At 66.8% G+C, this 12893-nt stretch carries 23 protein-coding genes; 2 read left to right on the top strand and 21 right to left on the bottom strand.

The genetic code is table 11. From position 1 onward, the window contains the following. Positions 1-23 precede the first annotated feature (23 nt). The 3 genes from rpsM to infA all read right to left on the bottom strand — a co-directional run bounded on the left by rpsM (position 24) and on the right by infA (position 984). Positions 24-401: a 30S ribosomal protein S13 gene (gene rpsM, locus VV02_RS20925; protein WP_052594732.1), complete on the bottom strand. Its 378-nt coding sequence runs from the start codon at positions 399-401 to the stop codon at positions 24-26. 189 nt (positions 402-590) lie between these two features. Beyond that, positions 591-704, bottom strand: a complete 114-nt coding sequence (rpmJ, locus tag VV02_RS20930; protein WP_006592630.1) for a 50S ribosomal protein L36 — start codon at positions 702-704, stop codon at positions 591-593. Positions 705-762: 58 nt separating this feature from the next. Continuing rightward, the gene (gene infA, locus VV02_RS20935) at positions 763-984 is read right to left on the bottom strand and encodes a translation initiation factor IF-1 (protein ID WP_006946284.1); all 222 of its coding nucleotides are present in this window, start codon (positions 982-984) and stop codon (positions 763-765) included. Between the two features lie 285 nt (positions 985-1269). On the opposite strand from infA, the gene VV02_RS20940 reads away from it, so the two are divergent. Both VV02_RS20940 and VV02_RS20945 read left to right on the top strand, forming a co-directional pair. Then, positions 1270-2520, top strand: coding sequence for a sensor histidine kinase (locus VV02_RS20940; RefSeq protein ID WP_052594733.1), 1251 nt, complete (start codon positions 1270-1272; stop codon positions 2518-2520). Further along, positions 2517-3188 (top strand): response regulator, encoded by a 672-nt coding sequence (locus VV02_RS20945; RefSeq protein ID WP_052594734.1) that lies wholly within the window; start codon positions 2517-2519, stop codon positions 3186-3188. The genes VV02_RS20940 and VV02_RS20945 overlap by 4 nt, the downstream gene beginning before the upstream one ends. A gap of 24 nt (positions 3189-3212) precedes the next feature. Here VV02_RS20945 and map read toward each other — a convergent pair whose 3' ends face one another. From map to rplV, 18 genes are all read right to left on the bottom strand, one after another. Further along, positions 3213-4049: a type I methionyl aminopeptidase gene (map, locus tag VV02_RS20950; RefSeq protein ID WP_052594736.1), complete on the bottom strand. Its 837-nt coding sequence runs from the start codon at positions 4047-4049 to the stop codon at positions 3213-3215. Positions 4050-4059: 10 nt separating this feature from the next. Beyond that, entirely contained in the window at positions 4060-4641 is a 582-nt protein-coding gene (locus VV02_RS20955) for an adenylate kinase (RefSeq protein WP_052594737.1), read from the bottom strand. Beyond that, positions 4641-5960 carry a preprotein translocase subunit SecY gene (gene secY / locus VV02_RS20960; RefSeq protein WP_052594742.1) on the bottom strand — a complete coding sequence of 440 codons (1320 nt, stop codon included), beginning with the start codon at positions 5958-5960 and terminating at the stop codon, positions 4641-4643. Before secY ends, VV02_RS20955 begins: the two co-directional genes overlap by 1 nt. A 234-nt stretch (positions 5961-6194) precedes the next feature. Beyond that, on the bottom strand, positions 6195-6686 hold the full coding sequence (rplO, locus tag VV02_RS20965) for a 50S ribosomal protein L15 (protein WP_052594743.1): 492 nt from the start codon (positions 6684-6686) through the stop codon (positions 6195-6197). After that, positions 6686-6868 (bottom strand): 50S ribosomal protein L30, encoded by a 183-nt coding sequence (gene rpmD / locus VV02_RS20970; protein ID WP_052594744.1) that lies wholly within the window; start codon positions 6866-6868, stop codon positions 6686-6688. The genes rplO and rpmD overlap by 1 nt, the downstream gene beginning before the upstream one ends. Continuing rightward, positions 6868-7548, bottom strand: coding sequence for a 30S ribosomal protein S5 (gene rpsE / locus VV02_RS20975; protein ID WP_052594745.1), 681 nt, complete (start codon positions 7546-7548; stop codon positions 6868-6870). Before rpsE ends, rpmD begins: the two co-directional genes overlap by 1 nt. Positions 7549-7579: 31 nt before the next feature. Beyond that, positions 7580-7954, bottom strand: a complete 375-nt coding sequence (rplR, locus tag VV02_RS20980) for a 50S ribosomal protein L18 (RefSeq protein ID WP_052594746.1) — start codon at positions 7952-7954, stop codon at positions 7580-7582. A 3-nt stretch (positions 7955-7957) separates the two neighbouring features. Beyond that, complete coding sequence (rplF, locus tag VV02_RS20985; protein WP_052594756.1) at positions 7958-8497, bottom strand: 50S ribosomal protein L6; 540 nt, start codon at positions 8495-8497, stop codon at positions 7958-7960. A gap of 25 nt (positions 8498-8522) precedes the next feature. Beyond that, complete coding sequence (gene rpsH, locus VV02_RS20990) at positions 8523-8921, bottom strand: 30S ribosomal protein S8 (RefSeq protein WP_052594757.1); 399 nt, start codon at positions 8919-8921, stop codon at positions 8523-8525. A gap of 98 nt (positions 8922-9019) precedes the next feature. Next, the gene (locus tag VV02_RS20995) at positions 9020-9205 is read right to left on the bottom strand and encodes a type Z 30S ribosomal protein S14 (protein ID WP_052594758.1); all 186 of its coding nucleotides are present in this window, start codon (positions 9203-9205) and stop codon (positions 9020-9022) included. Positions 9206-9207: 2 nt separating this feature from the next. Further along, a complete protein-coding gene (gene rplE, locus VV02_RS21000; protein WP_052594759.1) occupies positions 9208-9783 on the bottom strand; it encodes a 50S ribosomal protein L5 in 576 nt (191 codons plus the stop codon). Then, complete coding sequence (rplX, locus tag VV02_RS21005) at positions 9783-10151, bottom strand: 50S ribosomal protein L24 (RefSeq protein ID WP_052594765.1); 369 nt, start codon at positions 10149-10151, stop codon at positions 9783-9785. The genes rplE and rplX overlap by 1 nt, the downstream gene beginning before the upstream one ends. 3 nt (positions 10152-10154) lie before the next feature. Beyond that, positions 10155-10523: a 50S ribosomal protein L14 gene (gene rplN / locus VV02_RS21010; protein ID WP_052594766.1), complete on the bottom strand. Its 369-nt coding sequence runs from the start codon at positions 10521-10523 to the stop codon at positions 10155-10157. A gap of 127 nt (positions 10524-10650) precedes the next feature. After that, on the bottom strand, positions 10651-10944 hold the full coding sequence (rpsQ, locus tag VV02_RS21015) for a 30S ribosomal protein S17 (protein ID WP_052594768.1): 294 nt from the start codon (positions 10942-10944) through the stop codon (positions 10651-10653). Between the two features lie 2 nt (positions 10945-10946). Then, the gene (gene rpmC / locus VV02_RS21020) at positions 10947-11213 is read right to left on the bottom strand and encodes a 50S ribosomal protein L29 (protein ID WP_052594771.1); all 267 of its coding nucleotides are present in this window, start codon (positions 11211-11213) and stop codon (positions 10947-10949) included. Further along, the gene (gene rplP / locus VV02_RS21025) at positions 11213-11632 is read right to left on the bottom strand and encodes a 50S ribosomal protein L16 (protein ID WP_052594773.1); all 420 of its coding nucleotides are present in this window, start codon (positions 11630-11632) and stop codon (positions 11213-11215) included. Before rplP ends, rpmC begins: the two co-directional genes overlap by 1 nt. Further along, the gene (gene rpsC, locus VV02_RS21030) at positions 11632-12483 is read right to left on the bottom strand and encodes a 30S ribosomal protein S3 (RefSeq protein ID WP_052594775.1); all 852 of its coding nucleotides are present in this window, start codon (positions 12481-12483) and stop codon (positions 11632-11634) included. The genes rplP and rpsC overlap by 1 nt, the downstream gene beginning before the upstream one ends. Next, positions 12483-12851, bottom strand: coding sequence for a 50S ribosomal protein L22 (gene rplV, locus VV02_RS21035; RefSeq protein WP_052594777.1), 369 nt, complete (start codon positions 12849-12851; stop codon positions 12483-12485). The genes rpsC and rplV overlap by 1 nt, the downstream gene beginning before the upstream one ends. Positions 12852-12893: the final 42 nt, after the last annotated feature.

Consider the following 12893-nt stretch of genomic DNA (forward strand, 5'->3'; position numbering starts at 1 on the left):
ACGCCAGGTGGCGTCGGAGCGGACTACTTACCGGCCTTCTTCTTGCCGGCGACGGTGCGCTTGGGACCCTTACGGGTACGCGCGTTGGTCTTGGTGCGCTGACCGTGGACGGGCAGACCACGACGGTGGCGCAGGCCCTGGTAGCTGCCGATCTCAACCTTGCGGCGGATGTCGGAAGCGACCTCACGACGCAGGTCACCCTCGAGGCGGAAAGACGCCTCCAGGTGGTCGCGCAGCTTGACGAGGTCTTCCTCGGTCAGGTCACGAACGCGGGTGTCGGGGCTGACACCGGTCGCGGCCAGGGTCTCCTGGGAGCGGGTACGACCCACTCCGAAGATGTAGGTAAGGGCGATCTCGACGCGCTTCTCACGCGGAAGATCGACACCAACGAGACGTGCCATGTGGTGGTTCTCCTGTATGTGCTGCGGAGGTCTGGTGCAGTACCGATCCCGGTGGTCGACTGGAGAAGTCGCGGGTCCTCGGCCTCCGCGCCGAGGGTGACGTCCTGACCTGCTGGTCAGGGGCCGGGTACTGCGTGCATTCAATTCTGTACGTCTGTCGAAGACGCGAGTGGTGCTGTGGTGCTCTGGTCAGCCCTGGCGCTGCTTGTGGCGCAGGTTCTCGCAGATCACCATGACCCGACCGTTGCGGCGGATCACCTTGCACTTGTCGCAGATCTTCTTGACGCTCGGCTGGACCTTCATCTGCCTACTGTCTTGAAGTCAGGCCCCGCGTGAAGCAGCGAGGCAGGTGGTGGAGCGGTCAGCGGTAGCGGAAGACGATACGGCCGCGGGTCAGGTCATACGGGCTGAGCTCAACGACTACTCGGTCCTCAGGAAGGATCCGGATGTAGTGCTGACGCATCTTCCCTGAGATGTGAGCGAGCACCTTGTGACCGTTCGTCAGCTCCACCCGGAACATTGCGTTCGGGAGAGCCTCCACGATCGTGCCCTCGATCTCGATGACACCGTCCTTCTTGGCCATGTCCTCCACAATCTGCTTCGGCGGGGACGCTCCGGCTGAGCGTCCCACTCCTACGTTCGGCCCCGTCTGCGGCTCGTGCCCACCCGCACGTGGCGCACGTCGACCTGGCCCTCACCGGGAGGCCCGGCCTGGGAAGATCGAGTGCGGGTGTGCGGATGTGCCACGAGATGCCCGTGGACCGACGCACCAGCCTACCGCGCACCCCCAGAACCGCCCAAATCCGCGCCATCGAGATCCTCCTGTAGGAGGACGGCACCCCGGGGCGGCGAACCTACAGTGACTGCCATGAACCGCGACGAGCTCACGTTGTCCTGGGTGGTCCGGGTGTGGCGAGCTGATGCTGCGTCGCGTCCGAGACTTTCACGCGAAGACCGGCTGCGCGATCTGCTCATCGCCGCCGGCTTCGTCATCACGGTGTCCGCCCTTGGCACGAGCCATGGCGGTGAGATCTGGTCGGCGGTCCGATCGAACGGACACGGGTTCGAGGCACATGGCCTCGACACCGCCTCGACCTTCGCACTCGCCGTGCTCTGCGGCGTCGCGCTGGCCGTTCGCCGCTCACATCCGCGGGCCGCATTGCTGTGGGTGTGGGGCTCGCTCGCGGTCGCCTACGTCGAGCACTGGCCGGTCGGGGTGCCGACTGTCGCAGCCCTCACTATCGTCGTGTACGCGATCGCTCGGCTCACGAACCGGGGGTTGAGTCTCTGGGCAGCGGCGACCTCGGCGTTGCTCCCCCTCCTCGTCTTCGCATCCGGCCAGTGGTCGAACGGGTTCGGCAGCACCGAGGGCAACCCGAAGTACTACGTCAGCCTGCCGGTCATCGCAGCCGGTCTGCTCCTGGCCTGGTGGGTCGGAGACGCGGCGCGCGTCCGGAACGACCAGCAGCTCGCGGTCGACGCGCTCACCGACCGCCAGCGGATCGCCCGCGAGATGCACGACGTGGTCGCGCACGGCCTGTCCGTCATGATCGTCCAGGCCGACGGCGCCCGCTACCTCGCCGAGTCAGAACCGCAGGTGGCCGTCGACGCGCTGACGACGATCTCCCAGTCCGGCCGGCGCTCCATGACCGAGATGCGGCGCCTCCTCGGCCTGCTGCGGGAGGACTCCGATGTCACCCTCACGGCTCCCCAACCGGGTCTGGCCGAGCTGCCTGCGCTGATCGAGGACTTCGCTGCCTCCGGGCTCCCGGTCGAGCTCGATCTCCCCCAGGGCGTACCGCACCTTCCCGAGCTCACTGCACTCACTGCCTACCGACTGGTGCAGGAATCCCTCACCAACGTGGTCAAGCACGCCGGGACCGCGGCGCACGCCCGCGTCGCCCTCGCGACGTACGCCGACCGGCTCAGCCTCGAAGTCGTCGACGACGGGGTCGGCGGGCCGCCGTCGGGTGACGGGCTGGGTCTGCGCGGCATGAAGGAGCGGGTCGCTCTCGTCGGCGGCGACGTGGTCGCGGGACCGCGACCGACGGGTGGCTGGCGGGTCACCGCGCTCTTGCCTCTAGCCCTCCCGGGAGAGCTGGCTGCGAAGGCGTCATGACCGAACCGATCCGGGTCCTCGTCGTCGATGACCAGCCACTCGTACGCGAAGGGTTCTCGATGCTGGTGCGCTCGCAGGCCGACATGCTCGCCGTCGGTCAGGCGAGCGACGGGCTGGCCGCAGTAGAGCTGACGCGACAGCTGGGTCCGGACGTCGTACTCATGGACGTACGGATGCCCGGCATCGATGGGGTCGAGGCGACGCGCCGCGTGGTCGACGCTCAGCTCCCCTCACGCGTGCTGATCCTGACCACCTTCGACCTGGACGAGCACGCCTTCGGCGCGCTCCGGGCAGGCGCGAGCGGTTTCCTGCTGAAGGACGCCGAGCCCGATGCGCTGCTGGATGCCATCCGTACGGTGCACTCGGGTCACGCCGTTGTCGCACCGAGCACTACCGCGCGCCTGCTCGACACCTACCTGCGGCCATCGCAGGACTCGCCGGTCCCTGATGCGACCGGCACCCGGGCAGCGGCCGGTCTGACCGACCGGGAGCGCCAGGTCTGGGTCGCGATCGCCCGAGGGCTCAGCAATGCCGAGATCGCGGCGGAGCTGTGGGTGTCCGAGACCACGGTCAAGACGCACGTCGGACGGATCCTGGCCAAGACCGGAGCCCGGGATCGGGTGGGCCTGGTCATCCTCGCCTACGACGCCGGAGCCGTCTCTGCCTGATGGCAGCGCCAGATCTCCGTGCGGTCAGTCGAGCGGCGCGTAGCGGTCGCCGAGCTGTGCCTGACCGCCGTCGAGCGCGGTCAGCACCCACAGCCCGGCTTCGGTGACCGCGATCGTGTGCTCCCAGTGGGCAGCACGCGAGCCGTCATCGGTCACGACTGTCCACTCGTCGTCCAGCTCGTGCGACTCGTGGGTGCCGAGCGTGATCATCGGCTCGATCGCGACCGTGGCGCCGACGCCGACGAGCGGCCCCTTGTCACGGACCCGCTCGTTGAAGACGTACGGCTCCTGATGCATCTCGGTGCCGATGCCGTGCCCGGTGTAACCGTCGACGATCGACAGTGTGCGCTGGAGCCGCTGCGCGCTCTCGGTGATGCTGTCCTCGACAGCCGCGCCCACGTCGTACAGTCGCTCGCCCGGCTGGAGGGCGCGGATCCCGGCCCACATCGAGGCCTCGGTCGCGGCGGAGAGGTCGAGATCCTCGGGCCGTGCGGCCTGGTCACCGCCGACCACCACAGTGATCGCTGAGTCCCCGTGCCAGCCCTCGACGATGGCACCGCAGTCGATCGACACCAGGTCACCGTCGTCGAGCACGCGGGATCCGGGGATGCCGTGGACGATCTCGTCGTTGACGCTGACGCAGATGGTCGCCGGAAAGCCGTGGTAACCAAGGAAGCTCGGCGTCGCACCTCGACCGCGGATGGCCTTCTCGGCCACCCCGTCGAGGTCTGCAGTGGTGAGACCGGCGCGTACGACGGTGCTCAGCTCGGCGAGCGTCTCACCGACCACGAGGCCGGCACGACGCATCTGCCGGACCTGGTCAGGCGTCTTGGCGGGCAGCTTGCTGCCGCGTCCGAACATGCGAGAACGGTCAGCCGGCGCGGGCGGCGAGGCCGTCGAGGACCTCGATCACGCGCGACTCGACCTCGTCGACGTCGCCCATGCCATCAATCTCGATCAGCACGCCACGCTCGCGATAGGTCGCCGCCAGCGGTGAGGTCTGGCGGTTGTAGATGGCCTGACGCTCGCGGATGACGTCCTCGGTGTCGTCAGCCCGGCCGGAGCTCTCCGCACGCTTGAGCAGGCGGGCGACGAGCTCCTCGTCATTGACGGTCAGCTGCAGCACGGCGTCCAGCGTGAAGCCGTCGGCGCCGAGCATCTCATCGAGCGCAGCGACCTGCGGCACGGTGCGGGGGTAGCCGTCGAGCAGGAATCCCTCACGAGCATCGTCTTGAGCAAGGCGGTCCTTGACGATCTCGTTGGTGATCTCGTCCGTGACGTAGCCACCCGCGTCCAGGATGCCCTTGACCTGCTGGCCGAGCGGCGTCCCGTCCTTGATGTTGGCGCGGAAGATGTCGCCGGTCGAGATGTGCGGGATGCCGCGCGCCTCCGTGAGGCGGTCGGCCTGCGTGCCCTTACCTGCACCGGGGGGACCAAGGATGATCAGACGCATTACCGCAGGAACCCTTCGTAGTGGTGCTGCTGCAGCTTGGAGTCGATCTGCTTGACCGTCTCCAGGCCCACACCGACCAGGATGATGATCGAGGCGCCACCGAACGGGAAGTTCTGGTCGGCGCTCACCATGGCCAGCGCGATCAGCGGGATAAGAGCCAGGATGGCGAGGTACAGGGCACCGACCACCGTCACGCGCGTCAGCACGTAGTTGAGGTACTGGGCGGTGGCCTTGCCGGCGCGGACGCCGGGGATGAAGCTGCCGGCCTGCTTGAGGTTGTCGGCCACCTCGTCGGGCTGGTAGGTGATCGACACGTAGAAGAACGTGAAGAACACGATCAGCACGGTGAAGAGCAGCATGTAGTACGGGTGGTCACCCTTGGAGAGGTTCTCCTGGACCCACTGCACCCAGCCCGCCGGAGCCGTCTGGCCGTTGCCCCGGTTGAAGCTCGCGAGCAGCACCGGCAGCGACAGCAGTGAGCTGGCGAAGATCAGCGGGATCACGTTGGCCATGTTGACCTTGAGCGGGATGTAGGTCGTCGTGCCGCCATAGGACCGGCGCCCGATCATCCGCTTGGCGTACTGGACCGGGATACGACGTTGCGCGTTCTCGACGAAGACCACGGCTGTGGTGATGACCAGACCCATGATGATGACGATGAAGAAGCGGCCCCAGCCCTGGTGGTGGATGGCCCACACCGAGCCCGGCACGCTGGCCGCGATCGAGGTCAGGATCAGCAGCGACATGCCGTTGCCGACGCCGCGCTCGGTGACCTGCTCACCCAGCCACATGACCAGGCCGGTGCCGGCGGTCAGCGTCAGGATCATGATGAGCATCGTCGGGATGTTGTCGTCGTTCATGATCCGCGGGCACGTCGCGCTCGAGCCGCCGAGCAGCGTGGAGGGGTTGCGCGCCGTCGTGATCAGGGTCGAGGACTGCAGCACGGCGAGACCGATCGTCAGATAACGCGTGTACTGCGTCATCTTGGTCTGGCCGGCCTGGCCTTCCTTCTTCAGCGCTTCGAACCGTGGGATGACCACGGTGAGCAGCTGGATGATGATGCTGGCCGTGATGTACGGCATGATCCCCAGCGCGAAGACCGACAGCTGCAGCAGCGCGCCGCCGCTGAACAGGTTGGCGAGGCCGAGCAGGCTGCCCTGCGGGCCGGCTGCCTTCTGACATTGCTGCACGAGCTGGTAGTTGATCCCAGGGGTCGGGATGTGCGAGCCAAGGCGGAAAATCGCCATGATGGCCAACGTGAACAGCAGCTTCTTGCGCAGGTCCGGCGTGGTGAACGCGCGACCGAAGGCGGTGAGCACTGATCCTCCTGCTGCCACCAGTGGTGGCGCTCTGCTTGGGTGCGGCGTGACGACGTCCGGTGGGACGTACGACGGTTGCGCGCCTGGGCTTCGGGCATCCCCCCGCGACACGGCGAGAGCCCAGAACAACGTGGACGACGATACCTGGAGCAGGTACGCCCCGGGTGCTCGGTCCCGTGAAGGGGCCGGGACAACCCGGGGCGTAGCAGCTCTAGGCGGTAGCGAGAACGGTCATCACCCAGCGGTGATGGTGCCGCCCGCAGCCTCGATCTTTTCCTTGGCCGTGCTGGAGAACTTCGTCGCGGTCACCTCGACCTTGACGGTGATCTCACCCGTGCCGAGCACCTTGACGGGCTGGCCCTTGCGGACCGCACCCTTGGCCACCAGATCCTCGACGGTGACAGCGCCACCCTCGGGGAACAGGGTGGACAGCTTGTCGAGGTTGACGACCTGGTAGTCCACCCGGTTGGGGTTCTTGAAGCCACGCAGCTTGGGCAGACGCATGTGCAGCGGCGTCTGACCACCCTCGAAGCTCGCGGGCACCTGGTAACGAGCCTTGGTGCCCTTGGTGCCACGACCGGCGGTCTTACCCTTGGAGCCCTCACCACGACCGACGCGGGTCTTGGCCTTCTTGGCTCCCGGGGCGGGACGCAGGTGGTGCACCTTCAGCGCGTGTGTCTTGGGCTCAGCTGCCTCGGCAGCCGCGCTCTTGGCGTTGTCAGCCATCAGTCAACCTCCTCGACCGTCACCAGGTGGGCGACGTGACGGACCATGCCACGGAACTCCGGGCGGTCCTCCTTGACGACGGTGTCACCGATGCGCTTCAGGCCCAGCGAACGCAGGGTCTCGCGGTGCTTCGGCTTGCCGCCGATCTCAGAACGGATCTGGGTCACCTTGAGAGTTGCCATCACTCCCCCGTCCCAGTCTTCTTCGCGGCCTCGCCCGCAGCCATCGCGTGCTGCATGGCGACCGGCGCGACGTGGTCCAGGGGCAGACCGCGGCGGGCCGCGACAGCCTCCGGACGCTCGAGGCCACGCAGGGCCGCGACCGTCGCGTGCACGATGTTGATCGCGTTGTCCGAGCCGAGCGACTTGGACAGCACGTCGTGGATGCCGGCGCACTCGAGCACGGCGCGCACCGGACCACCGGCGATGACACCGGTACCGGGCGATGCCGGACGGAGCAGGACGACGCCGGCCGCGGCCTCACCCTGGATGGGGTGCGGGATGGTGCCCTGGATGCGGGGGACGCGGAAGAAGTTCTTCTTCGCCTCCTCGACACCCTTGGCGATCGCGGCCGGGACTTCCTTGGCCTTGCCGTAGCCGACACCGACCGTGCCGTCGCCGTCACCGACGACGACCAGGGCGGTGAAGCTGAAGCGACGGCCACCCTGGACGACCTTGGCGACACGGTTGATGGTCACGACGCGCTCGACGTACTGGTTGCGGTCGTCACCTCCACGACGGTTGTCGCGGCCACCATCACGCCCGCCGCGGCCACCGCGACGGTCGTTGCTGTTGTTGCTGTTGCTGTCGGCGGTGCCTCCGCTGGTCGAACCAGCGGCGCCTCGACGCTGGGGTCCAGCCATCAGAAGTTCCTCTTCTCAGCGGTGTTGATGTTCACAGGGTCAGCCCACCCTCGCGAGCGCCATCAGCGATCGCGGCGACGCGACCGGCGTACCGGTTGCCACCACGGTCGAAGACAACGGCCTCGACGCCGGCGCCCTTGGCGCGCTCGGCGAGCAGCTCGCCGACGCGCTTGGCCTTGGCCGTCTTGTCACCCTCGAAGGTGCGCAGGTCGGCTTCCATGGTCGACGCCGACGCCAGGGTCTTACCCACGGTGTCGTCGACGACCTGCACGAAGACGTGACGGCTGGAGCGGGACACGACCAGGCGCGGACGGGCCGTCGTACCGCTGACGCGCTTGCGCACGCGCAGGTGACGGCGACCGCGGGCGGCCGACTTCGTCTTGGAACGCTTGACGATCTTTGCCATGGCTTACTTACCAGCCTTTCCGACCTTGCGACGGATGTGCTCGCCTTCGTAGCGGACACCCTTCGCCTTGTACGGGTCGGGCTTGCGCAGCTTGCGGATGTTGGCCGAGACCTCACCGACCAGCTGCTTGTCGATACCCGTCACCGAGAACCGGGTGGGGTTCTCGACGGCGAATGTGATGCCCTCAGGAGCCTTGACCAGGATCGAGTGGCTGTAACCGAGGGCGAACTCCAGGTCCTTGCCCTTGGCGGTCACGCGGTAACCCGTGCCGTGGATCTCAAGCTTCTTGGTGTAGCCCTCGGTGACACCGACGACCATGTTGTTGATGAGGCTGCGGGTCAGACCGTGCAGGGCACGCGACGCACGCTCGTCGTTGGGACGGGCGACCTGAACCGCACCGTCCTCGCTCTTGGCCACAGTGATCGGCTCGGCGACGTTGATCGCGAGCTGACCCTTGGGGCCCTTCACCGCGACGGCCTGGCCGTCGATGGTCACGTCGACGCCCGAAGGCACCGAGACCGGAAGACGTCCGATACGAGACATCGTTGAATCTCCTCCTAGTCCCTGGTCACCAGACGTAGGCGAGGACTTCTCCGCCTACACCCTTCGAGGCCGCCTGCTTGTCAGTCAGAAGGCCGGACGACGTGGACAGAATCGCGACGCCGAGGCCACCGAGCACCCGAGGGAGGTTGGTGGACTTGGCGTACACGCGCAGACCTGGCTTGGACACCCGGCGAACACCCGCAATGGAGCGCTCACGGTTGGGGCCGTACTTCAGGTCGATGGTCAGGGTCTTGCCCACCTCGGCGTCCTCGACGCGCCAGCCGGCGATATAGCCCTCGGCCTCGAGAATCTCCGCGATGTGCGACTTCAGCTTCGAGAACGGCATCGACGTAGCGTCGTGGTGCGCCGAGTTGGCGTTCCGGACGCGGGTCAACATGTCCGCAATCGGGTCGGTCATGGTCATTGGGCTCTCCGCCCTTCCTCACCGTGGTTTCAGCGCGTACGCCGACCTTCGGTGTTGTGGATCAGATCAGTTCGATGGTGCTCAGTGACGAGCGATGGTCACCAGCTGGACTTGGTGACACCGGGCAGCTCGCCCCGGTGCGCCATCTCGCGCAGGCAGATCCGGCACAGGCCGAACTTGCGGTAGACCGAGTGCGGGCGTCCGCAGCGCTGGCAGCGCGTGTAGGCGCGCACCGCGAACTTCGGCTTCTTGTTCGCCTTGTTGACGAGCGCAGTCTTGGCCACGGTCAGTTCTCCTTGAAGGGGAAGCCCAGGTGCTTCAGCAGCGCCCGGCCCTCCGCGTCGTTGCTCGCGGTGGTCACGACCGTGATGTCCATACCGCGGACCCGGTCGATCTTGTCCTGGTCGATCTCGTGGAACATCGACTGCTCCGTGAGACCGAAGGTGTAGTTGCCGTTGCCGTCGAACTGCTTGCCCGACAGGCCGCGGAAGTCGCGGATACGGGGCAGCGCCACGGACGTGAGGCGGTCCAGGAACTCCCACATGCGGTCGCCGCGCAGCGTGGTGTGCGCACCGATCGGCATGCCCTCGCGCAGCTTGAACTGAGCGATTGACTTGCGCGCCTTGGTGACAGCCGGCTTCTGACCGGTGATCGCCGACAGGTCGCGGACCGCGCCGTCGATGAGCTTGGAGTCACGCGCCGCGTCACCCACACCCATGTTGACGACGACCTTGGTCACGGTCGGCACCTGCATCACGTTGGCAAAGCTGAACTCGCTCAGGAGGGCAGCCTTGATCTCGTCCTGGTACTTCTGCTTCAGACGCGGCAGCGTCTTTTCCGCAGTCGCAGTGGTCTCGGTCATCAGAGGTCCTTACCCGAGCGCACGGCAACACGAGTGCGGACCGTCTTGGTCCGGCCGTCACGCTCAACGGTCTCGACCCGGGTCTTGACCCGCGTCGGCTTGTTGGTCTCGGGGTCCACGACGGCCACGTTGCTCACGTGGATCGGGGCCTCAACGACCTCCAGGCCACCTGAGGCAGCGCCGCCGGCGCCGGCCTTGGTGTGCTTGGTCACCCGGTTGATGCCCTCGACCAGCACACGCTGGGTCTCGGGGTACACGGCGATGACCTTGCCCTGCTTGCCCTTGTCGCCACCGTTGGCCTGGGACCGACCGGTGATGACCTGGACGAGGTCGTTCTTCTTGATCTTCATCTTCGGCTTGCCTGCCATGAGTCAGAGCACCTCCGGAGCGAGCGAGATGATCTTCATGAACTTCTTGTCACGCAGCTCGCGGCCCACCGGGCCGAAGATGCGCGTGCCACGAGGATCACCGTCGGTCTTGAGGAGGACAGCGGCGTTCTCGTCGAACTTGATGTACGAGCCGTCCGGACGACGCTTCTCCTTGACGGTACGCACGATGACGGCCTTGACGACATCGCCCTTCTTGACGTTGCCACCGGGGATGGCGTCCTTGACGGTCGCCACGATGGTGTCACCGATGCCGGCGTAGCGACGGCCCGAGCCGCCGAGCACGCGGATGCACAAGATTTCCTTGGCACCGGTGTTGTCGGCGACGCGAAGTCGCGACTCCTGCTGGATCACAGTTTTACTCCTGTCGTCTCACTGGTTCTCAGCTCTGCGATGAGCGCTGAGCCTTGCGGAACGGATACGGGTTTTGGTTTCGTACGTCGGTGGCTCACCTGGGAGGTGAGCTCCGTCGTACGAGAAATCACTTCGCGCGCTCAAGGATCTCCACGACGCGCCAACGCTTGGTGGCGGACAGCGGCCGGGTCTCCATGATGCGGACCAGGTCGCCGATACCGACGGTGTTCTCCTCGTCGTGCGCCTTGACCTTGCTGCTGCGGCGCATGACCTTGCCGTAGAGCGCGTGCTTGACGCGGTCCTCGACCTCGACCACCACGGTCTTGTCCATCTTGTCGCTGACGACGTAACCCTGACGGGTCTTGCGGTCGTTGCGCTCGGTCGCCTCTTGGGCCACTGCCTTCTCCTGCTTGTCAGTCATGCTCAGACCGCCTTCTCGACGGTCTCGTCAGCGGCCTTGGCCTGCGGTGCACGTCCGATGCTGAGCTCGCGCTCGCGCATCTCGGTGTAGATCCGCGCGATGTCCTTGCGGACGGCGCGCAGCCGCGAGTTGTTCTCCAGCTGGCCGGTGGCCGACTGGAAGCGGAGGTTGAACAGCTCCTGCTTGGACTCCGTCAGCTTCTCGGCGAGAGCGGACTCGTCCAGGCCGCGCAGCTGCTCCGGCATCAGGTCCTTGGAACCAGTAGCCATCAGAAGTCACCACCCTCACGCGCGACGAAGCGGCACTTCATCGGCAGCTTGTGCATCGCCAGGCGCAGTGCCTCGCGAGCGGTCTCCTCGGAAACACCGGACAGCTCGAACATGACGCGGCCGGGCTTGACGTTGGCGACCCACCACTCGGGCGAACCCTTACCGGAACCCATGCGGGTCTCGGCAGGCTTCTTGGTCAGCGGGCGGTCCGGGTAGATGTTGATCCAGACCTTTCCGCCACGCTTCATGTAGCGGGTCATCGCGATACGAGCGGACTCGATCTGACGGTTGGTGACGTAGGCCGGCTCGAGAGCCTGGATGCCGAAGTCACCGAACGACACAGCGGTGCCGCCCTTGGCCGCGCCGCCCCGCTTGGGGTGGTGCTGCTTACGGTGCTTCACACGACGGGGAATCAACATCAGGACTGCGCTCCCTGCTCGGTCGCCGGGGCGGCAGCCTCAGCTGCCGGGGCCTCGGTGGCCGGAGTCTCGGTCTGCGGAGCAGCCTCACGACGAGCGCCGCCACGACCACCACGGTCGCCGCCGCGGTCGTTACGACCCGGACGGTCGCCGTCACGGCGGCCGCGAGCCGGGCGCGACGGAGCAGCAGCCTGCTCGCGAGCCAGCTCCTTGGCGGTCAGGTCGCCCTTGTAGATCCACACCTTCACGCCGATGCGGCCGAACGTCGTCTTGGCCTCGTAGAAGCCGTAGTCGATGTTGGCGCGCAGCGTGTGCAGCGGGACGCGACCCTCGCGGTAGAACTCGGTGCGGCTCATCTCCGCGCCGCCGAGGCGACCGGAGACCTGCACGCGGATGCCCTTGACGCCGGCGCGCGTGGCGGACTGCATGCCCTTGCGCATCGCACGACGGAAGGAGACACGAGCAGCGAGCTGCTCGGCGATGCCCTGGGCGACCAGCTGCGAGTCAGCCTCGGGGTTCTTGACCTCGAGGATGTTCAGCTGGACCTGCTTGCCGGTGAGCTTCTCGAGCTCGCCACGCAGGCGGTCGGCCTCGGCGCCGCGGCGACCGATGACGATGCCCGGGCGGGCCGTGTGGATGTCGACGCGAACCCGGTCACGGGTGCGCTCGATCTCGACGCGGCTGATGCCGGCGCGCTCCATGCCCGTGGACATGAGGCGACGGATCGAGACGTCTTCCTTGACGTAGTCGCGGTAACGCTGACCCTGCTTGCTGCTGTCAGCAAACCAACGGCTCTTGTGCTCGGTCGTGATGCCGAGACGGAAGCCGTTCGGGTTGACCTTCTGACCCATTAGTTCTGGCCTCCCTTGGAGCTGGGCTGGGCGACATGCACGGTGATGTGGCTCGTACGCTTGAGGATTCGACTCGCGCGGCCCTGCGCCCGGGGGCGGAACCGCTTCATGGTCGGGCCCTCGTCGACGTAGGCGGCGCTGACGAAGAGCTCGCGCTCGTCGAACGGCTGCGCCGCCTTGTCGGCTGCGAAACGGGCGTTGGCAATGGCGCTCTCGAGCACCTTGCGGATCGGCTCGCTCGCGGTCTGCGGAGCGAACTGCAGCACGGCGACGGCCTCAGAGGCCTGCTTGCCACGGATGAGGTCCACAACGCGGCGGGCCTTCTGCGGCGTCACACGGACGAACCGCGCCTGCGCCTTGGCTTCCATCGCTGTCCCTTTGCTATCGGTCTTGGTCATGGTTGGTCCCCC

The sequence above is a fragment of the Luteipulveratus mongoliensis genome, assembly GCF_001190945.1.
Classification (GTDB): domain Bacteria; phylum Actinomycetota; class Actinomycetes; order Actinomycetales; family Dermatophilaceae; genus Luteipulveratus; species Luteipulveratus mongoliensis.